This is a genomic window from Acidovorax sp. GBBC 1281, from assembly GCF_028473645.1.
Classification (GTDB): domain Bacteria; phylum Pseudomonadota; class Gammaproteobacteria; order Burkholderiales; family Burkholderiaceae_C; genus Paracidovorax.
In genome coordinates this window covers 35,848-55,678 of sequence record NZ_CP097269.1, presented here as the reverse complement: position 1 = coordinate 55,678, position 19,831 = coordinate 35,848, and the positions used below count along the sequence as shown (strand labels likewise).

Genomic DNA, 19,831 nt, shown 5'->3' with positions numbered 1-19,831 from the left:
CAGCACCACAACGACACCAGGAGACAAACCCCAATGCGATTCATCCGACACACCGCCCTGCTGGCCACCCTGGCCCTGGCACCCTTCCTTGCGGGCGCCCAGGAATGGCCCACCGCCAAGCCCATCACCTACGTCGTGCCGTTCACGCCCGGCGGCTCCACCGACATCATCGGCCGCGTGCTCGCCAACAAGCTGGGCGAGGCGCTCAGGCAATCGGTGGTGGTGGACAACAAGCCCGGCCAGGCCGGCGGCATCGGCGCCTCGTACGTCGCCAAGGCGACGCCGGACGGCTACACCCTCCTGGGCGGCACCATCAGCACCCACGCCATCAACGCCAGCCTGTACAAGAACCTGTCGTACCACCCGGTCAAGGACTTCGAACCCGTGGCCCTGGTGGCCACGCTGCCCAACGTGCTCATCGTCAACCCCGCGCTGGGCGTGAACTCGGTGAAGGAACTGATCGAGCTGCTCAAGAAAGACCCGTCCAAGCGCATGTTCGCGTCGTCGGGCGCCGGCACCTCCACCCACCTGGCGGGCGAGATGTTCGGCGACCTGATCGGCGTGAAGCTCACCCACGTGCCGTACAAGGGCACGCCGCCCGCCCTCACCGACGTGGCGGCCGGCCAGGTGTCATTCATGTTCGACCAGATGACCGCCGCCCTGCCCCTGGCCAAAGCCGGCCGCGTGAAGCTGCTGGCCGTGACCACCGGCCAGCGCATCGCCCTCGCGCCCGAGCTGCCCACCATGATCGAATCGGGCGTGGCCGGCTTCGAGATGTCGTCCTGGCAGGCCGTGTACGCCCCCAAGGGCACGCCCAAGGCCGTGGTGCAGCGGCTGAACGCCGAGATCGTCAAGGCCCTCAAGCAGCCGGACGTGGTGGACAAGCTGCACACGCAGCTGGGCATGGACATCGTGGGCAGCACGCCGGAAGCGCTGGCGGCGCACATGGCCAAGGAGATTCCGCGCTGGGCGGAACTGGTGAAGAAGTCGGGGGCTTCGGCGGATTGAGTTTTTCTGGTGCCCGCTTTGCAACAGCATGGCCTGTCCCCACGACGGCCATGCGTGGCTTCATGCCGCTTTCGCGGTGGTCTGGGGCCGGGGCCCAGTCTGCAATGTCAGGCGTTGTTGTCCGAAGCCTGCCGGATCTGGATGTCGCGAACCCGCTTGAGCACGATCTGCTGCAGTGCCGACATGAGCCAGTTCAGGCCCTGGATACCGATTTCCGCGCTGAACGCCTCGCTGGTTTTGGAGTTCTCGTCATGAAAACGCGCGCCATCGCCCATCCACTCCGTGCGAGCGTGTGAAACCGCATTCCGGATGTGCCGGGTGAATGCGATGTTCCCTTCCTGCTCCTTTTTATAAGTGGTCTGTACATTGCGGGCGAATCGACCAAGCTGCCGATCGATTGCCTCAAAGTCCGATGCGTATTGATCGAATATGGTTTCCCGGGGCAGCACGAGGGCGACATACAAGCTTGGCATCAGCAAAGCAATGGGGCCTTCGCCGGACTGCAGCCTGGATTTGACGAACGTATCGCGAAAAGGCATGGCGTCGAACGCCGGGGATTCGAAGTGCCGCTGGTTGAGTGTTTCGGCCCACCAAGTGAGTGCGTAGTAACTGGCGATGAGCAGTTCGTCCTGTTTTTCCATCTTTTCGCTCCTCCCGGGTGCGTTTTGTTTTGGTTAACGGTGTGGCCGTCCTCAGGTGAAAGGCCGCCTCCTGGAACGAGGGCATTGTGGTGCATTGAGCAGGGGAGTAAAAAAACGCTTGGCTTCAATCCCCATGGTCCGCGGAGCCTTGTGGGCCAGCACTCCCGCCGCAAGCATGCGCCCCCACCAGACACCGCTGAAACGCCTGCGCCGCCCTCGGTGGCTCGGGCGACCTTCGCAGCAGGCTCACGAACTGGCAGTCGTAGCGCAGCGCCTCGGGCCGCACGGCCTGCAGGCGGCCCCGGCGCTCGAAGGCTTCGGCGTAGTGGTCGGGCAGAAAGCCCAGGTAGCGGCCCGAGAGCACCAGCGTGGCGATGGATTCTTGGTCGAACCCCGTAGCCGCGCGCGTGAGACGGGCCTGGTGGCTCAGTTCCATGTTGGGTGAGTGGTACCCCAAGCCGGCGAAAGGGTGCGCGCGCACGGCGTCCCAGTCGAGTGCCGAGTGGTCCGCCCAGAACAGCGGGTGGCCCGTGCCGCAGTAGAGCAGCATGGTCTCGCCGAACAGGTCGGTGTACAGCAGGCTCTGTGATGCGCGGTGGGCGGGAATGATGCCCACTTGATAGGTGCCGTCGATCACGCCGCGCTCGATGGCGTTGATCGAGCCCACGTGCATCTGTAGGTGCACGTCCGGCGCCTGGGCGGTGAAGGCGGCGATGGCCTCGCCGATGCGCGCGGCCGGGTTGCTCGCGGTCTTGTCGAAGACGGCGACGGCCAGTTGCCCGCCCATGCGCGAGTGGATGCCGTCCACGCTGTCGCGAAAGCCCTGCACGGCGGCCAATAGGCGCAGGGTTTCGTCGTACACGCGCTGGCCTTCCGGGGTGAGCGCGAAGCCCGCCCGGCCACGCCGGCACAGGGTCATGCCCAAGCGGGTTTCCAGGTCCTTCACGTGGCGGCTCACCGTGCTGGTGCCGATGTTCAGTTCCAGTTCGGCCGCGGCCATGCCGCCGCAATCGACCACGCTCTTGAAGACCTGCAGCAGGCGCAGGTCCATGTCGCTCAACTGGCCGAGCACGGCGCGTTCGCGCGCCGCCTGGGGCGCTGGGGTCGGCAGCGTGGGTGAAGCGGGGGGCGGGGCGTCGTCGGGCATGGCGAGCGGGGCGGGCTTTACTTGCATGAATCGTCAAGTAAACATTGATATTTGTCCATTGGAGGGATTATCGACCGCCGGAACAATGGGGCCACCCGCCCGCTGGCAGGGCCGCCTGCGGCCTGTGCGGCAGCGCCTTGCGCCCCTTTTGTTTTCTTTGTGATTGGACCGACCATGAGCTTCACCGTCCTCGACTCCGCTCCCGAAGCCACCGCGCCGCGCATGGACGCGGCCTGGCTGGACGCGCATTGGATGCCCTTCACCGCCAACCGGCAGTTCAAGGCCGCGCCGCGCATGATCGTCTCGGGCCAGGGCGCCTACTACACCGACTCCGAAGGCCGCAAGATCTTCGACGGCCTCTCGGGCCTGTGGTGCGCGGGGCTGGGCCATGGCCGCAAGGACGTTGCCGAGGCGATCGGCAAGGCGGCGGCCACGCTCGACTATTCGCCGGCCTTCCAGTTCGGCCACCCGGCGTCGTTCGCGCTGGCCAACAAGATCAAGGAACTCACGCCCGCGGGGCTGGACTACGTGTTCTTCACCGGATCTGGCTCGGAGTCGGCCGACACCTCGCTCAAGATGGCGCGCGCCTACTGGCGTGCCAAGGGCCAGGCCGGCAAGACGCGCCTGATCGGCCGCGAGAAGGGCTACCACGGGGTGAACTTCGGCGGCATCTCGGTGGGCGGCATGGTGGGCAACCGCAAGACCTTCGGCCAGGGCGTGGAGGCGGACCACCTGCCGCACACGCAGCCGGCAATGGGCTCGTTCGTGCGTGGCATGGCCGAGGACGGCGGCCAGGCGCTGGCCGACAAGCTGCTGGACGTGATCGCGCTGCACGACGCCTCCAACATCGCGGCGGTGATCGTGGAGCCGTTCTCGGGCTCGGCCGGCGTGGTGATTCCGCCCAAGGGCTACCTGGAGCGCATCCGCGAGATCTGCACGCAGAACAATATCCTGCTGATCTTCGACGAGGTCATCACCGGCTTCGGCCGCTGCGGCGCGTGGACGGGGGCGGAGGCCTTCGGCGTGACGCCCGACATCCTCAACTTCGCCAAGCAGGTGACCAACGGCGCGCAGCCGCTGGGCGGCGTGGTGGCCTCCAAGGAGATCTACGACACCTTCATGGCGCAGGGCGGGCCCGAGTACATGCTCGAATTCCCGCACGGCTACACCTATTCGGCCCACCCCGTGGCCTGCGCCGCCGGCCTGGCGGTGCTCGACATCCTGCAAAAGGAAGACATGCCCGGCCGCGCCAAGGCGCTGGCGCCGTACTTCGAGCAGGCGGTGCACAGCCTCCAGGGTGCGCAGCACGTGCTGGACATCCGCAACTACGGCTTGGCCGCGGGCTTCACCATCGCGCCGCTGCCGGGCGAGCCGGCCCGCCGGCCCTACGAGATCGCCATGAACTGCTGGAAGAAGGGCTTTTACGTGCGCTACGGCGGCGACACGATCCAGCTGGCGCCGCCGTTCATCAGCGAGCGTGCCGAGATCGACCGGCTGGTGAGCGCGCTGGGCGATGCGCTGGCCGAGACGGCTTGAGCCCCGCTGCAGCGTTTGCTATTTATTTTGTAGCTGTATGCCCTAGTGGAATATGCACTGGGGGCACTTTTTACCCTGAACTCCATTCCCATGCACCAAGACCAGAACGTCACCGCCACCATCGGCCACCTGATCGACGGCCAGATCGTGGCCGACACCGTCCGCACGCAGCCCGTGTTCAACCCGGCCACGGGCCAGTCGTCCACCAGCGTGGCGCTGGCCTCGCAGGCGACGGTGGAGCAGGCCATCGCTTCGGCCGAAGCGGCCTTCCCCGCCTGGCGCAACACGCCGCCGCTCAAGCGCGCCCGCGTGATGTCCAGGCTCAAGGTGCTGCTGGAAGAGCACGCCGATGAAATCGCCGCCCTCATCACCGCCGAGCACGGCAAGGTGCTGAGCGATGCGCACGGCGAGCTGCAGCGCGGCATCGAGAACGTGGAATACGCCAGCTACGCGCCCGAGCTGCTCAAGGGCGAGCACAGCCGCAACGTAGGCCCGAACATCGACTCGTGGAGCGAGTTCCAGGCGCTGGGCGTCACCGCCGGCATCACGCCGTTCAACTTTCCGGCCATGGTGCCGCTGTGGATGTGGCCCATGGCCATCGCCTGCGGCAACACCTTCGTGCTGAAACCGTCCGAGCGCGACCCGAGCAGCACGCTGTTCATCGCCCAGCTGGCGCTGCAAGCCGGCCTGCCGCCCGGCGTGCTGAACGTGGTCAACGGCGACAAGACGGCGGTGGACACGCTGCTGCGCGACCCGCGCGTGAAGGCGGTGAGCTTCGTCGGCTCCACGCCGATCGCCGAGTACATCTATTCGGAAGGCTGCAAGCACGGCAAGCGCGTGCAGGCCCTGGGCGGCGCCAAGAACCATGCGGTGCTCATGCCCGATGCCGACGTGGACAACGCCGTGAGCGCCCTGATGGGCGCGGCGTATGGCTCGTGCGGCGAGCGCTGCATGGCGATCCCGCTGCTGGTGGCGGTGGGCGATGCCGTGGGCGACGCGGTGATCGCCGGCCTGAAGACCGAGATCGCGAAGATGAAGGTCGGCCCCGGCACCCAGACCGACAACGGCGGCAACGACATGGGCCCGCTGGTCACGCAAGCGCACTTCGAGAAGGTGAAGGCCTATGTGGACAGCGGTGTGGCCGAAGGCGCGACGCTGGTGGTCGATGGCCGCGGCATGCAGGTGGCCGGCCATGAGGCGGGCTATTTCCTGGGCGCCTGCCTGTTCGACCATGTGAAGCCCGGCATGAAGATCTACCAGGAAGAGATCTTCGGCCCCGTGCTGGGCGTGGTGCGCGTGAAGACGCTGCAGGAAGCCATGCAGCTCATCAACGACCACGAGTACGGCAACGGCACCTGCATCTTCACGCGCGACGGCGAGGCGGCCCGCTATTTCACCGACCACATCCAGGTCGGCATGGTGGGCGTGAACGTGCCGCTGCCGGTGCCGGTGGCCTACCACTCGTTCGGCGGCTGGAAGCGCAGTCTGTTCGGCGACCTGCATGCCTACGGCCCCGACGCCGTGCGCTTCTACACCAAGCGCAAGACCATCACGCAGCGCTGGCCCTCGGCCGGCGTGCGCGAAGGCGCGGTGTTCGCCTTCCCGAGCAGCCGCTGAGCCCCACAAAGCACAGCGGCCCGGGGCGCGCAAGGCGCCCGGGCCGCCGGGTGGCCTGCCCGGGCGATGACCCCGGTGCAGGCGACGGATGCGCGCGCGATCAGCGTGGCAGCACGGTCACCGCGTTGCGGGCCTGGTCGGTGCTGAACATCACGCGCAGGTTCTTCGCCGGCACGCCGCGCGACACCAGTTCCTTGCGCACGGCCAGGGCACGGGCCAGGGCGACCTCGCGGGCGTTCTTGGCGGTCTTGCGGTCGGCGTAGCCCTTGATCTCCCAGCGCTGGTTGCCGGCCTTGTCGGCGGTCAGGATGTCGAGCAGCGCGGGCGTGTCGGCCGGCAGTTCGGTCTCCAGGCCCGAGAACTCGGCCACGGTGCCGTCTTCGGGAATGCGAAGCGGCTCGGGTTCGGGGGCTGGCGGGGGCGCGACGGGCGCCGGGGCGGGCGCTGCGGCCGCCTGGGCCGATGCGTCCGCAGCCGCCGTGCTGGCTTCGGTGTTGGACGTGTTGGCGCAGCCGCCCAGGAGCGCGGCGCTGAAAAGAAGACCCAGAAGTTTGCTGTGAGAGGCCATGGAGATCACCTGTTGCTGTGAATGAAAAAAACGGATCGGGAGGGAAGGGCCGTGCGGGGCGGCGGGCGGCGAAGGGCTTACTGCACCAGCTGCCAGAAGGTCACGCTGGCGAACTTGGCGTCGCTCGCCCAGGGGTCCCAGATGGTCTTGTCCCCTTGCTGCGGGCGCCTTCCCAGGGGCCCATCGAGGTGGACATCGCGGGCGGGTAGCTGCCGCGGGTGCGCAGCGTTTCGGTCTTGCCGCCGCGGATGTAGGCATAGCCGCCGGCGGCCTTGTCGGGACCAGGGTAGACCACGATGACGTGGCCGTGGCCCGACTCCTTCTTGCCCCCGACGATGACCGCCCCGCCGCGCGCGAGGTCGCCCACCTGCGAGGCGGGCACGGAGCGCCAGTGGCGCTGCCCCTGCAGGTGGTCCATCAGCGCGTTGGCGCTCATGTAGGGCTGGTCGGGCAGGTACTGCTTGATCACGTGCCAGACGGCGTGGCTGCACGAATTGGGATGCAGGTCGGCGGCCTGGTCGCAGGCCTGCTTCAGCTTGGCGACCGCAGTGGCGTCTACGGGCATGGGGTCTTGTCCTGGTCCGGGGGCGTCGGGGGTTTGGCGGAAGCAGGCCCGGAGGCTGCCGGCCGGTACACGCGGTTCTTGGCATCCCACCGCAGGGTGGGCAGGTGGTAGTCGCCGCCCACGGCGGGCGAGCGCACCTGGAGCTGGATCTCGTGCGGCACGCCGTCGCGCCAGCGGCCGGGGACCACGTCCAGTTCCTCGGGCGGGTCCGCGGGAAAGAGGTGGGTCAATTTGCCGACGCAGCGGCCGGTGTCGTCCATCAGCAGGGGCAGCGGAAAGCGCTCCCACGGCGCATCGGGCGGCAGGCCGCGGTAGTGGGCGTCGGTGAACACGGTCAGCAGGCGCACCTTGGCGGCCTTGGCCGGCGCATTCCCGGCGGCGCCGCCCTGCACCAGCGGGCATGCGCGCACCGCGTCGCGGTAGGGCTCCCAGGCCGCCGGCAGCGACAGGTCCGCGTCGGGGGGCTGGCACTGGGCGGGATCGAGCGCCATGGGGGGTTTCGCCCCGGCGTGGACCGCGGCGGACAGCATGGCGGCCGCCAGCCAGCCGGCCCACGGAAGAACTGCGTTCATGGGTGCATCAAAGAATGGAAATGGAATGTATCGGGTGCCCGAGCCGGCCGCGCCCGCCCGGTCGCGCTTTCCCGGCCATTGGGGGCCCGCAGGCGCGAAGTGTCGCCGCGGAAGCCGCGAAATCGATGTCAAAGGTTCACGAAGATACCAATTGATTCAAAAATAACACGCCCCAACACCAACTTTTGAGGATTTGGGGAGTCCGGCGTCTCGGTCAGCGGCTGCGGACGTGGGCCGAGCGGGGGCTGCGCAGCGTGTCGGCGTCCAGGATCAGGCGCCCCTGGATGCGGCCTTTCATGCGCTTGACGCTGCTGGCCGCATCCAGCATGTGCCGGGCCATGAGTTCGCGCACTTTCTCTGCGTCCCGGGCGCGCGCCGCCTGCACGATCTCGCGGTGGAAGTTGGCGTTGGCCTCGCCGAAGCGCCGGTGCTCCGACTTCGGGGTGCGGTTGCTGTACACGATGAGCTGGCGCAGCATCTCGTTGATCAGCTCGCAGGTGAAGCGCAGGAACGGATTGGGGTTGGCTGCGGCCAGGATGTCGTGGAAGTTGACGTCCTCGCGGCGCTGGCTCAGCAGGTCCTCGCTGCTGGAGTTGGGGTCGCAGCAGGCGATGCTGTGCTCCAGCGCCTCGAAATCGGCCTCGGTCAGGTGCGGCACGGCGCCGGCGGCCAGTTCGGGCTCCAGGAACTGGCGCACGGCGTAGATGTTGTCGATCGTCACGTCCTGGAAGAACAGGTAGTTCTGCAGGAACTGCAGCGTGCGGTCCAGCGACACCTCGGCGATGGTGCCGCCGCCCGAGGGGCCGGTGGAGATGGTCACCAGGCCCTGCACCTCCAGCGACTTGAGCGCCTCGCGGATGGTGCCCTTGCTCACTTCGAACTGCGCCTGCAGCTCGCTCTCGCGCGGCAGGCGGTCGCCCGGGCTCAGGTTCTTTGCGGTGATGAGCCGCTTGATCTCCTGCGCCACCAGGTCGGGGCGCTTCAGGGGCTTGATCGGCTTGCCGGCGGGCGGTTTCGTGGCCATGGGTGCGTTGCTGGGTTGAAGACGGGGCAAGGCGCAGCGCGGTGCCTGGCACCCGGCTGTCGCTTCCGTGGTGCAGTGTATGCACCAGGGCCGTGCAGCGGCGGGTCGGGCAGGGTTTACGTGCACGCGATTTGTTCTATTTATCACTATAAATAGGAAAAACACGTGGCACGCCGCGTGCTTTGCAAAAAGCCGTGCCCTGGCCTGCAGGCCGGCCGACCCAACCCCCCACAGGAGCCCCTTCATGCACCGTCGTCAACTCTTGCAACTCTCCGCACTGGGCGCGCTGCCCGCATCGCTGGGCCTGGCGCGCAGCGCCTGGGCGCAGTCCGCCGGCGCCATCCAGTTCGGCTGCCCGGTGCCCATGTCGGGCGCCTTCGCCGCCAACGGAAAGTTCGCCGATCTGGGCATGAAGCTGGCCATCGAGCAGTACGGCTCGGCCCTCAAGCGCCCCCTGGCCTACACGGTGCTGGACACCGAGGGCAAGCCCGCCACGGCCGTGCGCAAGGTGCAGGAGTCGTCGCAGCAGCAGGGCACGCGCTTTTTCGCGGGCGGCATCCTGTCGTCCGAATCGCTGGCCATGGGCAAGGAGGCCGAGAAGGCGGGCGGCATCTTCATCACCACGGCCGGGGCCGACGAGATCACCGGCAAGGACTGCAACAGCGCCACGTTCCGCTGGTCGGTGCCGACCTTCGGCGCCATCGAGCAGACGGTGCGCCCGCTGGCCGAAGCGCTGCCCAAAGCCAAGCGCTGGTACACCATCACGCCGCAGTACGTGTTCGGCGACGGCCTGCTGTCGGCCGCCAAGAACGTCTTCAAGGAAAAGGGCCTGGAGCACGTGGGCAACAGCTACCACTCGCTGGCCGAGAAGGAGTTCAGCGGCTACCTGACCAACGCCATGGCCGCCAAGCCCGACGTGCTGCTGCTGCTGAACTTCGGCTCGCAGTCGTCGGATGCGCTGCGCCAGGCGGTGAGCTTCGGCATGCACAAGAACATGACCATCCTGATCGCCTGGGCCTCGGGGTTGGAGCAGTTCGAGTCGCTGGGCGCGGACCTGTGCGACGGCGTGTATTTCGGCGCGCAGTACTGGCACACCGCCGATGCCCCGCTGAACCTGGAACTGGTCAAGCGCAGCAACGACAAGTTCAAGTCCAACCCCAACTACAGCCTGGCGGGCTCGTACGGGAGCCTCTCACAACCCCATGTTTGACGAATCCGAATAGGGAGGAGTGGGCGCCAGTAGCCGTTTGAGCGTGATGAGGCCCAGCAACGGTCTGCGCCTGGGTGCATGAGGGGCCTTGCAGGCCCGGTGGCTCAGGCTTTCACCGTTTGCAGGCGCACTTGTGCCTTGCCAGTGGCGGGCTTGAAGAAAGCATCCACGCCCCGATGCAGGAACCAGGCCAGTCGCTTCATGTTGTAGCAGGCGGCCATCATCGTCATCCCCACCGTGGCGCGCGCCTGTCCGATGGTGCGCACGAACTTGCCCCCCAGGTGGCGGATACCGGCGAACACGTGCTCCACCTTGGCTCGTTTCTTTGCGATGCGCTGGTTGCGCCCCTTCTGGCATTCGCTCTGTGGTCGGCCCGCCTGCGCACGGCGCTGCATCGCATCCACGAATCCCAGCACTTTCAGCATCTGGCACCTTTGGCGGCTCGGGTAGGCTTTGTCCGCATGCACTGCCCGCCCGGTGTTGTGCATGTCCAGCACCTCATCGAAGTGGTGCCCGTCGTGCTCGCTGGCCGTGCCCGTGGCGAGGCGGCGGATGAAGCCGTGCTTGAGGTCCACGCTCACGCTGAGCTTGTAGCCGAAGTGGCTTTTGCCGTGCTTCTTCGTGTGCGTGGCCTCCACATCCTTTTGCCTGCGTCGCGCTTGGCTCCAGTCCGGCTGCCCGCCTTGTGCCAGCGTTCGCCGCTCCTGCTGGCCGATGTGCTGTCGGGGCGCGGGCACCAGCGTGGCATCAATGGCCTGCCCGCCCCGGGCGATGTAGCCGTGGCGCTGCAGTTGGGCATCCACCCCCTGGAACAAGGCCGTTGCCCCGCCCACGCCAAGGCGCTCGCCAAAGCGCCAGATCGTGTTGCGGTCCGGCACGTTCATCGCATCCTGCAACAGGCAAAACCGCTGGTAGCTCCCCCGGTCCAGCAACTGATACTCCATCTGCTCATCGGACAGGTTGTACAGCCGCTTCAACACCAGGATGCGCACCATCACCTCGGTGGGGTAGGCGGGCCGACCGCCCCGGCGGCCACCCCCGCGTTCGATCAAGGCATCCACCAGCCGGGCCAGTTCTGCGAAGTCGATGTGCCGCGCGATCACCTGCAGCGGATCGCCCACCTCATCTCTCTTGTGTTGGCGCGAGGCCTCAGCGAACAGGTCGAACTTCAGGGCGCTACGGGGAGTGATCATGGCAAAGGATGGAGCACGCATTCTCGATCAACAAGGGACCGGATGGGTTTTGAGAGGTTCCCAGCAGCGTCTTGGGCTCGATCTTGTACAAGCGCACGATATAGGGCATTTTGAAATCGAGATGGGCGATTCTTTGCAAGGGGGATGCTTTATGGAACTCCAGGCGGTAAACGCGATGCGGGCTGTTTTCGCTATCGAAAAATGTGGGCGTCATGGCGTACCAAGCCATGACAAAGAGGGCCGTCACCGCCAAGCACCGGACGAAGCACGAGCCTCTATTGAAAACAGGTTTTTCACCATCTCTACAAGAGAAAATCATGAGTCCGGCATTGATCTGCTTCACTTCTTGGCAGGGCAATCTGGTGGCAAAGTAGGGTCCGTGCATTCGGAAGGAATGTTGTTGAAGAACACATCCCGCCCTACGTAAACTTTGTTAGTGGCTACCGGTGCATCCAAGTGCCAACTGGTCTCGCCATTCATCCAGAGATCGACCACTTTGCTTTCACCGAGCAATGTCCTGGAATTGACCCGGTAAAGACGCACCACATAAGGCATCTTGTAGTCGTAATGGATGACACGCTGAACGATTGATGCCTTGTAGAACTCAAGGCGGTAAACGCGGTGAGGACTGTTCTCACTGTCGAAGAAAGTGGGGGTCGCTGCGTACCAGACCAAAAAATAATTGCATTTAGTACAAGACACCAAACGATACAAGGCACTTTACGAAGATCTGACAGTTTCATCACCATTCCAGCTTGATCGGAAAAGGAAGATGCACACGGTGCACGTCGGATAGGACGATGAAGTCGCCACCACGCCCATGCTTTGCGCGACATTTGCGAAAGTCTTCGTTCTGCACAAGGTAAGTGTGACTACGCGCTTTGGTCTCGCTCTCATGTGCCCATCGCGGGCAGGCCGCGACGATGGCGCGCTGGTAGCAAATATGGAGAGGTTGGGTGTTGCCTGGGGAATCTCGGTGGGGCGACGTATCCGGTGAGCACGGGGTTCTTGGAGTGGGGCCAACATCCAATGAATTCATCACCGCTGCGGCGCATGGCTTATTGCTGTTGCTCGCAGATGCGTAGGGGAGACGGCGGCGCGCACTCGGACCGAAGTTTGTCGAACCGCACGTCCTTCCCCACACGCACATGGTTGTCGTCTCCCGGCGAGTTAACGCTCCAGACGATGGCATCGTTGCGCCAAAGGTCGACCACCGGGCTGGTCCCCAACAACGCCTGAGAATCGGAATGGTAGAGACGGACTACAGAAGGCTTCTTTGAATCCAGGTGCTGCACACGCTGCCACCAGGATGCATCGTAGATTTCCAGTCGATAGGTATGCAGAGGACTGTTGTAGCGGTTGTAGAGCGCCGGCGTAGACAAGTACCACGCCAGAAACAGCGCAGCGTTCAACGCCAGGCACCAGACGATGCAAGGGATCTTGTTCCAGGCGAAGTGCTTCATCGTGATTTCGTTTCTGGCCGGTTCAGACAGCTCGGCGGCGGTGCCTGGGTGGGGCATTCAGAGGGTATGTTTTCGAACAGCACGCCATGGCCCGCATACACCTCATTGAAATCGAGCGGAGGAGCGGTATGCCAACTGATACTGCCATTTCCTGCGCTCATATCAACGACATGGCTTTCGGCCAGTAGCGCCCTGGGCTCCACCCTGTACAGCCGCACGATCGCAGGCATTCCGAAGTCGTAGTGAATGATTCTCTGAAGAATCGAGGCGTTGTAAACATCCACGCGGTAGGTCATGTGCGGGCTGTTGTCGCTGTACAAAAAAGTCGGGGCATAGACATGCCACCCTACGAAGAGCAATGCGTTGATGGCCAGACACCACGCGATGCATGGCACTTTTTTCAAATCTTTCAAGGGCATCACCACTCCATGTGAATCGGAAAAGGAAGCTGCACACGGTGCACGTTCGAAAGGACGATGAAATCGCCACCCCTGCCGTGTAACGCACGCCTGCGACGAAAGTCCGTGTTCTGCACTAGTGGTGTGCACCAGAGATTCGCATGAACTTCTATGATGTGTTTCTGGCGGCTGTTTTTTGCAGCCCGGGAGCACATCATGGCCCGACCGCATGCCGTTGCTATCGAGTTGAGCGAAGCCGACCGAGCTGTGTTGCTCGGTTGGTCACGCCGTCGCAAGACCGCCCAGGCCTTGGCGCTGCGAGCACGCATCGTGCTGGCCTGTGCCGATTCAGCAGCGACCAACACGGCGATTGCCGAAGCCATGGGTTTGAGCCTGATGACGGTGTCGAAGTGGCGTCGGCGCTTTGCCCAGCATGGCATTGCCGGCCTCGACGATGCACCCCGCTCAGGCGCTCCGCGCACGATCCTGGACGAGCAGGTCGAGGCCGTGATCACCACGACGCTGGAGACCGTGCCAGAGAATGCCACCCATTGGTCCACCCGTACGCTCGCCGCTCATCTGGGACTGAGCCAGACCACCATCTCGCGCATCTGGCGTGCCTTTGCATTGGCGCCGCATCGCACCGAAGGCTTCAAGCTCTCCACCGACCCGTACTTCGTCGACAAGGTGCGTGACATCGTGGGGTTGTACTTGCATCCACCCGAGCGCGCTCTGGTGCTGTGCGTGGACGAGAAGCCCTCCATCCAGGCCCACAGTGATACCGCTCCGGCCATACCCATGCAACCGGGCCAGCCGGAGCGCCACACGCATGACTACCTGAGACACGGCACGACAGACCTCTTTGCCGCCCTCGATGTCAAGGCCGGCACGGTCATCGCCGAGGTCCACCGACGTCATCGCAGCGTGGAGTTCCGTCACTTCCTGCAGACCGTCGAACGTGCCACGCCCGCGGAGTTCGAACTGCATCTCGTGCTCGACAATGCCAGCACCCACAAGAGCCCGATCATCCAGCGCTGGCTGCTCAGGCATACGCGTGTGCACCTGCACTTTACGCCCACCTCGGCCTCTTGGATCAACCTGGTGGAATGCTGGTTCTCGATCCTCACGGCGCGTCGGCTCAAGCGCGGGAGATTCCCCTCGACCCGCGCCCTGGAGAACGCCATCCGCGCCTACGTGGCTACCAACAACGTCAATCCCAAGCCCTTCGTCTGGACCAAGACGGCCGATCAAATCCTTCAGTCCGTTGCAGAGTTCTGCATACGAACTTCCGGTTCACACCACTAGGTAAGTGTGGCTTCGTACTTGAGCATCTGTCTCCTGAACCCATTGCTCGGAGATGGAGACGCCTGAACCCCACTGGAGTCGTTCGACGCCCCCGAAACCCCAGAAGCCCAGGGGCTGCGAAAGAAAGGAATTTTCGCCATCGTTGAAATCGTAGGCGTCTCGCAGATAGAAACCCAATTCGTCGATGGCAATCGAAGTTTTTCCAGTTCCTTTCGGCGTCACCATGCCTGATACGGCCACTTTCAGGGTGGCCTCGCCCATGGCCCCATAGAAATCGTCCAGAGGATCGCTGAGTCGGCCAAACCCCAGGTAATTCACTTGGCAGGTTTCGTCCAGGATTTTCGCGGGCTTTGACAGGTCGCCCAGCCGCCACGCTTGCGTTCCCAGGCGACCCAAGCCTTGTTCCCTGACGATTTTTTTCAGTTGCACCACGCCAGCTGGAGTGGCCCACTGGGATTGCAGTTTTGCCATGGCGGCGTTCACCCTTGCGAAACCACGCGCCCAGGCCATGGAAACGGTGTTCTCATCCAATTGCTAGGCCGGCTAACAGCCTCCCCCCGCTTCATCGGACCCGGCATCTTAAAAGACGCCCCCCGAAACCACCGCTCCATCAACGCCGCCGCCACCGGCCACCCCATGCGCGAGCGCATCACGCCCGGGATGTCATCCAGTTGAAAAAGCCGCACCTTGGGCGGCAGTTTTTTCTCCAGTTGCGCACGCAGGCGCTCCTGGTCCACTTGGACCATGCCCTTGTTCATGGGACCTCCCCGTTCCGTCTTCGGTTGTTTTTAGAACCGCGGATTCTGGGGGTAAAAACCGGCGCAAGGCGCGGTTCGGGGCAACTGATTTGCCACCGAAAGTAACGTAACTATCGATCAACCCTGCGCTGTGGACGGCAGGTACCGCGCCAGATACCGCCCGGTGTGGCTGGCCGGGTTGGCGGCCAGGTCTTCGGGCGTGCCCTCGCCCACCACGGTGCCGCCGCCGGCGCCGCCCTCGGGGCCCATGTCGATGATCCAGTCGGCGGTCTTGATGACGTCCAGGTTGTGCTCGATCACGACGATGGTGTTCCCCGCGTCGCGCAACTGGTGCAGCACCTTGAGCAGCAGATCGATGTCGGCGAAGTGCAGGCCGGTGGTGGGCTCGTCCAGGATGTAGAGCGTGCGGCCGGTGTCGCGCTTGCTCAATTCCTGCGCGAGCTTCACGCGCTGGGCCTCGCCGCCCGAAAGCGTGGTGGCGGCCTGGCCCAGGCGGATGTACGACAGGCCCACGTCCAGCAGCGTCTGCAGCTTGCGCGCGATGGTCGGCACGTCCTTGAAGAAGGCGAAGGCGTCTTCCACTGTGAGGTCGAGGATCTGCGCGATGTTCTTGCCCTTCCACAGGACTTCGAGCGTCTCGCGGTTGTAGCGCTGGCCGTGGCAAATGTCGCAGGGCACGTACACGTCGGGCAGAAAGTGCATCTCCACCTTCACCACGCCGTCGCCCTGGCAGGCCTCGCAGCGGCCGCCGGCCACGTTGAAGGAAAAGCGCCCGGGCCCGTAGCCGCGCTCCTTGGCGGTGTTCACCTCGGCCATCAGTTCGCGGATGGGCGTGAACAGGCCGGTGTAGGTGGCGGGGTTGCTGCGCGGCGTGCGGCCGATGGGGCTTTGGTCGACGTTGATGACCTTGTCGAAATACTCCATGCCCTCGATGGCCTCGTGCGGCGCGGGCTCGTCGTGCGCGCGGTAGAGCTGGCGCGCCACGGCGGCATACAGCGTGTCGTTGACGAGCGTGCTCTTGCCGGAGCCGGAGACGCCGGTCACGCAGGTGAGCAGGCCCACGGGGAACTCCACGCTCACGTTCTTCAGGCTGTGGCCCGTGGCGCCGACCACGCGCAGGGCCTGAAGCCGGCCCTGGGTGGCGCGGTGCTCGGCCTGGCGCTCGGCGCGCGCCTCCGCGCGGCGCTTGCTGGCCTCGGTTTCAGGGAAGCGCGATTTGCCCTTCTTCGCCGCTTCGGGGGCCGCGGGGGTGCCCTCCATCACGGGCAGCCACGGCGTGCGGCGCGGGGGAACGGGGATGGACAGCGTGCCCGACAGGTACTGGCCCGTGAGCGAATCGGGATGGCCGCGCACCGCGTCGTAGGTGCCCTGCGCCATCACGCGCCCGCCGTGCACGCCGGCGCCGGGGCCCATGTCGATCACGTGGTCGGCGGCGCGCATCATGTCCTCGTCGTGCTCGACCACGATCACGCTGTTGCCGATGTCGCGCAGGTGCTGCAAGGTGGCGATCAGGCGGTCGTTGTCGCGCTGGTGCAGGCCGATGCTGGGCTCATCAAGCACGTACATCACGCCGGTCAGGCCCGAGCCGATCTGGCTGGCCAGGCGGATGCGCTGGGCCTCGCCGCCCGAGAGCGTCTCGGCGCTGCGGTCCAGGCTCAAATAGTTCAGCCCCACGTCGTTCAGGAACGTGAGGCGCGTGCCGATCTCGCGCACCACCTTGTCGGCGATCTCGGCCTTGGCGCCGGTGAGCTTGAGCTGCGAGAACCAGGTGTGCGCGTCGGCCAGCGTGGCGTGGCTCACCTCGTAGATGGCACGGGCCTGTTCGCCCTCGCCCACCTTCACATGGCGCGCCTCCAGCCGCAGCCGCGCGCCGTGGCATTCGGGGCAGGGCTGGGTGCTGCGGTAGCGCGCGAGTTCTTCGCGCACGACCACCGAATCGGTCTCGCGGTAGCGCCGCGCCATATTGGGCAGGATGCCTTCGAAGGGGTGCTTCTTGACGATGGCCTTGCCCTTGTTGGCGCCGCTGTCCAGCACGTAGTTGAAGGCGATCTCCTCCTCGCCCGATCCGTACAGCACGGCCTGCTGCACCGGCGGGGGCAGCGATTCGTAGGGCGCCTCCACATCGAAGCGGTAGTGCCTGGCGAGGCTCTCCAGCATGGCGAAGTAGTAGCCGTTGCGCCGGTCCCAGCCCTTGATGGCGCCGCTGGCCAGGCTCAAGGACGGAAAGGCCACCACGCGCGCGGGATCAAAAACCTCCTGCTGCCCGATGCCGTCGCAGGCCGGGCAGGCGCCCATGGGCGAGTTGAACGAGAACAGGCGCGGCTCCAGCTCGGCCAGCGAATAGCTGCACACGGGGCAGGCGAACTTGCTGGAAAACAGGTGCTCCTGGCCGCCATCCATCTCCAGCGCCAGCACGCGGCCGTTGCCCTCCACGCCGCCCACGCCCGAACCGATGCGAAGTGCCGCCTCGAAGCTTTCGGCCAGGCGCTGCTGCATCTCGGCGCGCACTTTCAGGCGGTCGATCACCACGTCCACGTCGTGCTTTTCGGTCTTCTTGAGCTGCGGCAGGCTTTCGTATTCGTAGATGGTGCCGTCCACCCGAAAGCGCACGTAGCCCAGCGCCTGCATCTGCGCGAAGAGTTCGGTGAACTCGCCCTTCTTGTCGCGCGCGACCGGGGCCAGCACCATGAGGCGGGTGTCCTCGGGCAGGGCCAGCACGGCGTCCACCATCTGGCTCACCGTCTGGGCGGCCAGCGGCAGGCCGTGGTAGGGGCAGTACGGCGTGCCGGCGCGCGCGTACAGCAGGCGCAGGTAGTCGTGGATCTCGGTCACCGTGCCCACGGTGGAGCGCGGGTTGTGGCTGGTGGCCTTCTGCTCGATCGAGATGGCCGGCGACAGGCCCTCGATCAGGTCCACGTCGGGCTTGTCCAGCCGGCCCAGGAACTGCCGCGCATAGGCCGACAGGCTCTCCACATAGCGGCGCTGGCCCTCGGCATAGAGCGTGTCGAACGCCAGGCTGGACTTGCCCGAGCCCGACAGCCCGGTGATCACCACCAGCTGGTTGCGCGGAATGTCCAGGTCGATGTTCTTGAGGTTGTGCGTGCGCGCCCCGCGGATGCTGATGCGCGCCTGCTGCAGGGCGGCGCCCAGGTAGCGGCCGGCGGCCGGCGCCGCAGGGGCGTCGCCATCGTCGGCGGGCCGGGAGAAGGGGGAGTGGTTCACGGTGGGCGCGGCTCTGGGCGGGGAAACCCACCATGATAGGCCACGCCCCCGGCGCGGGCCGTCCGCAGGGCCACCGGCCCCTGCTGCCGGGCGGGGGGCGGTCCGGCGGTGGTCCGGAAAACCATTTGCTCCTGATTTGATAGCAAACAGGACAATGAATCCGCCGGCATGAAGGTCTTTTGGGCCTGCAACGCCGAAAACGGGTTCGCCAGGCCGTCAATGCCTGCGCGGTGGCGCCGGTTCCGGCCTGCGGGCGATGGGCGAGAATCGCGGCTTTGGCTTCAAGCCCTCAGCGCACCCACCGTGCCGGATTCCTCCACCCACCTTCCAGGCCCAGGCGCCACCGCCTCGCCCCCGTCCAACGCCACCGCCATGACGCCGCTGGAGCGCCGCTCCAGCCTGGCGCTGGCGCTGATCTTCGCGCTGCGCATGCTGGGGCTGTTCCTCGTGCTGCCCGTGTTCGCGCTCGAAGCGCGCAAATACCCGGGCGGCGACGATCCCGCGCTCGTCGGCCTGGCCATGGGCATCTACGGCCTCACGCAGGCGGTGCTGCAGTTGCCGCTGGGCATGGCATCCGACCGCTTCGGGCGCAAGCGCGTGATCGTGCTGGGCTTGGCCGTGTTCGCCGCCGGCAGCCTGCTGGCGGCGCTGGCCGACTCGCTCACCGGGCTGCTGGCCGGCCGGGCGCTGCAGGGCGCGGGCGCGGTGTCGGCCGCCGTGACGGCGCTGCTGGCCGACCAGACGCGCGATGCCGTGCGCACCAAGGCCATGGCGCTGGTGGGCGGCAGCATCGGGCTGATGTTCGCCGTGGCGCTCGTCGCGGCCCCCGTGCTGGCTGCGCACATCGGCCTGGCGGGCCTGTTCGGGCTGACCTGCGCACTGGCGCTGGGCGGCATCGCCGTGGTGCTGTGGGTGGTGCCGCCCGAGCCCGCGCGCCATGCCGACGCCCCGCGCGGGCGCCTGGCCGAGGTGTGGCGCCATGCCGACCTGCTGCGGCTGAACCTGGGCGTGTTCGTGCTGCACACGGTGCAGATGGCCATGTGGGTGGCCGTGCCCGCGCTGCTGGTGCAGGCGGGCCTGCCCAAGGCCGCGCATTGGCAGGTGTACCTGCCCGCCGTGGTGCTGTCGTTCGCCATGATGGGCGGGCTGTTCGCGCTGGAGCGGCGCGGCCGCCTGCGCGAGTCGCTGCTGGCCGCCATCGGCCTGGTGCTGCTGGTACAGCTGGGCCTGGGCGGCGTGGCCGCGGCCGGCGCCGTGCCCGCGCTGTGGGCGCTGGGGCTGCTGCTGTTCGTGTTCTTTTGCGGTTTCAACGCGCTGGAGGCCAGCCAGCCCAGCCTAGTCTCGCGCATGGCGCCGCCGCACCTGCGCGGCGCGGCCCTGGGCACCTACAACACGCTGCAGTCGCTGGGCCTGTTCGCCGGGGGGGCCCTGGGCGGCGCGCTGGCCAAGTGGGCCGGCACGCCGCAGCTCTTTGCCGTGACGGCGCTACTGTGCGCGGTGTGGCTGGCCGCCAGCTGGGGCCTGCGGCCGGTGGGCCGGCAGGCGGGCGGCGCACCGGCGGGGCACTGAGCGCGCCTGCGCCGCCCGGCCTGTCCACCTTTTTT

18 protein-coding genes and 4 pseudogenes are annotated in these 19,831 nt (G+C 66.1%); 6 read left to right on the top strand and 16 right to left on the bottom strand.

Annotated features, from left to right (window positions below; genetic code table 11):
• Positions 1–33 precede the first annotated feature (33 nt).
• The gene (locus M5C96_RS00270) at positions 34–1,008 is read left to right on the top strand and encodes a Bug family tripartite tricarboxylate transporter substrate binding protein (RefSeq protein ID WP_272566446.1); all 975 of its coding nucleotides are present in this window, start codon (positions 34–36) and stop codon (positions 1,006–1,008) included.
• Between the two features lie 107 nt (positions 1,009–1,115).
• Here M5C96_RS00270 and M5C96_RS00265 read toward each other — a convergent pair whose 3' ends face one another.
• On the bottom strand, positions 1,116–1,649 hold the full coding sequence (locus M5C96_RS00265) for a hypothetical protein (RefSeq protein ID WP_272566445.1): 534 nt from the start codon (positions 1,647–1,649) through the stop codon (positions 1,116–1,118).
• 124 nt (positions 1,650–1,773) lie between these two features.
• The gene (locus M5C96_RS00260; protein WP_442867346.1) at positions 1,774–2,796 is read right to left on the bottom strand and encodes a LysR family transcriptional regulator; all 1,023 of its coding nucleotides are present in this window, start codon (positions 2,794–2,796) and stop codon (positions 1,774–1,776) included.
• 174 nt (positions 2,797–2,970) lie between these two features.
• Between M5C96_RS00260 and M5C96_RS00255 the strand changes: the two genes are divergently transcribed.
• Together M5C96_RS00255 and M5C96_RS00250 are read left to right on the top strand one after the other, a co-directional pair.
• Positions 2,971–4,332 (top strand): aspartate aminotransferase family protein, encoded by a 1,362-nt coding sequence (locus M5C96_RS00255; protein ID WP_272566444.1) that lies wholly within the window; start codon positions 2,971–2,973, stop codon positions 4,330–4,332.
• A 90-nt stretch (positions 4,333–4,422) separates the two neighbouring features.
• Entirely contained in the window at positions 4,423–5,949 is a 1,527-nt protein-coding gene (locus M5C96_RS00250; RefSeq protein ID WP_272566443.1) for a CoA-acylating methylmalonate-semialdehyde dehydrogenase, read from the top strand.
• Positions 5,950–6,049: 100 nt separating this feature from the next.
• Here M5C96_RS00250 and M5C96_RS00245 read toward each other — a convergent pair whose 3' ends face one another.
• The 4 genes from M5C96_RS00245 to M5C96_RS00230 all read right to left on the bottom strand — a co-directional run bounded on the left by M5C96_RS00245 (position 6,050) and on the right by M5C96_RS00230 (position 8,678).
• Complete coding sequence (locus M5C96_RS00245) at positions 6,050–6,517, bottom strand: OmpA family protein (protein WP_272566442.1); 468 nt, start codon at positions 6,515–6,517, stop codon at positions 6,050–6,052.
• A 100-nt stretch (positions 6,518–6,617) separates the two neighbouring features.
• Positions 6,618–7,082: a hypothetical protein gene (locus M5C96_RS00240; RefSeq protein ID WP_272566441.1), complete on the bottom strand. Its 465-nt coding sequence runs from the start codon at positions 7,080–7,082 to the stop codon at positions 6,618–6,620.
• Positions 7,073–7,654, bottom strand: coding sequence for a hypothetical protein (locus tag M5C96_RS00235; protein WP_272566439.1), 582 nt, complete (start codon positions 7,652–7,654; stop codon positions 7,073–7,075). The genes M5C96_RS00240 and M5C96_RS00235 overlap by 10 nt, the downstream gene beginning before the upstream one ends.
• Positions 7,655–7,868: 214 nt before the next feature.
• Complete coding sequence (locus M5C96_RS00230; RefSeq protein ID WP_272566438.1) at positions 7,869–8,678, bottom strand: FadR/GntR family transcriptional regulator; 810 nt, start codon at positions 8,676–8,678, stop codon at positions 7,869–7,871.
• A gap of 244 nt (positions 8,679–8,922) precedes the next feature.
• Here M5C96_RS00230 and M5C96_RS00225 point away from each other — a divergent pair.
• Positions 8,923–9,861, top strand: a pseudogene (locus M5C96_RS00225) (ABC transporter substrate-binding protein); the annotation flags it as partial.
• Between the two features lie 131 nt (positions 9,862–9,992).
• On the opposite strand, the gene M5C96_RS00220 reads toward M5C96_RS00225, so the two are convergent.
• The 7 genes and pseudogenes from M5C96_RS00220 to M5C96_RS00190 form a co-directional block, all read right to left on the bottom strand.
• Positions 9,993–11,078, bottom strand: a complete 1,086-nt coding sequence (locus tag M5C96_RS00220; protein WP_272569564.1) for an IS5 family transposase — start codon at positions 11,076–11,078, stop codon at positions 9,993–9,995.
• A gap of 52 nt (positions 11,079–11,130) precedes the next feature.
• Positions 11,131–11,400, bottom strand: a pseudogene (locus M5C96_RS00215) (hypothetical protein); the annotation flags it as partial.
• Between the two features lie 20 nt (positions 11,401–11,420).
• A pseudogene (locus M5C96_RS00210) lies at positions 11,421–11,824 on the bottom strand (hypothetical protein).
• Positions 11,824–12,120, bottom strand: coding sequence for a DUF6402 family protein (locus M5C96_RS26870; protein ID WP_442867345.1), 297 nt, complete (start codon positions 12,118–12,120; stop codon positions 11,824–11,826). Before M5C96_RS26870 ends, M5C96_RS00210 begins: the two are co-directional and overlap by 1 nt.
• Before the next feature lie 19 nt (positions 12,121–12,139).
• Positions 12,140–12,544 carry a hypothetical protein gene (locus M5C96_RS00200; RefSeq protein ID WP_272566437.1) on the bottom strand — a complete coding sequence of 135 codons (405 nt, stop codon included), beginning with the start codon at positions 12,542–12,544 and terminating at the stop codon, positions 12,140–12,142.
• A complete protein-coding gene (locus M5C96_RS00195; protein WP_272566436.1) occupies positions 12,541–12,963 on the bottom strand; it encodes a hypothetical protein in 423 nt (140 codons plus the stop codon). Before M5C96_RS00195 ends, M5C96_RS00200 begins: the two co-directional genes overlap by 4 nt.
• Positions 12,963–13,082 (bottom strand): annotated as a pseudogene (locus M5C96_RS00190) (DUF6402 family protein); the annotation flags it as partial. The gene M5C96_RS00195 and the pseudogene M5C96_RS00190, both read right to left, overlap by 1 nt.
• Before the next feature lie 76 nt (positions 13,083–13,158).
• Between M5C96_RS00190 and M5C96_RS00185 the strand changes: the two are divergent.
• Positions 13,159–14,247 carry an IS630 family transposase gene (locus M5C96_RS00185; RefSeq protein WP_272564207.1) on the top strand — a complete coding sequence of 363 codons (1,089 nt, stop codon included), beginning with the start codon at positions 13,159–13,161 and terminating at the stop codon, positions 14,245–14,247.
• On the opposite strand, the gene M5C96_RS26820 is transcribed toward M5C96_RS00185, so the two are convergent.
• From M5C96_RS26820 to uvrA, 3 genes are all read right to left on the bottom strand, one after another.
• The gene (locus tag M5C96_RS26820) at positions 14,236–14,718 is read right to left on the bottom strand and encodes a DUF6402 family protein (RefSeq protein WP_336297878.1); all 483 of its coding nucleotides are present in this window, start codon (positions 14,716–14,718) and stop codon (positions 14,236–14,238) included. The two genes, M5C96_RS00185 and M5C96_RS26820, sit on opposite strands and share 12 nt — an antisense overlap.
• 8 nt (positions 14,719–14,726) lie before the next feature.
• Positions 14,727–15,005 (bottom strand): DUF6402 family protein, encoded by a 279-nt coding sequence (locus M5C96_RS26815; RefSeq protein WP_336297877.1) that lies wholly within the window; start codon positions 15,003–15,005, stop codon positions 14,727–14,729.
• Between the two features lie 117 nt (positions 15,006–15,122).
• A complete protein-coding gene (gene uvrA, locus M5C96_RS00175) occupies positions 15,123–18,227 on the bottom strand; it encodes an excinuclease ABC subunit UvrA (protein WP_442867344.1) in 3,105 nt (1,034 codons plus the stop codon).
• A 372-nt stretch (positions 18,228–18,599) separates the two neighbouring features.
• Here uvrA and M5C96_RS00170 point away from each other — a divergent pair, with 372 nt between their 5' ends.
• A complete protein-coding gene (locus tag M5C96_RS00170) occupies positions 18,600–19,796 on the top strand; it encodes an MFS transporter (RefSeq protein ID WP_272569859.1) in 1,197 nt (398 codons plus the stop codon).
• Positions 19,797–19,831: the final 35 nt, after the last annotated feature.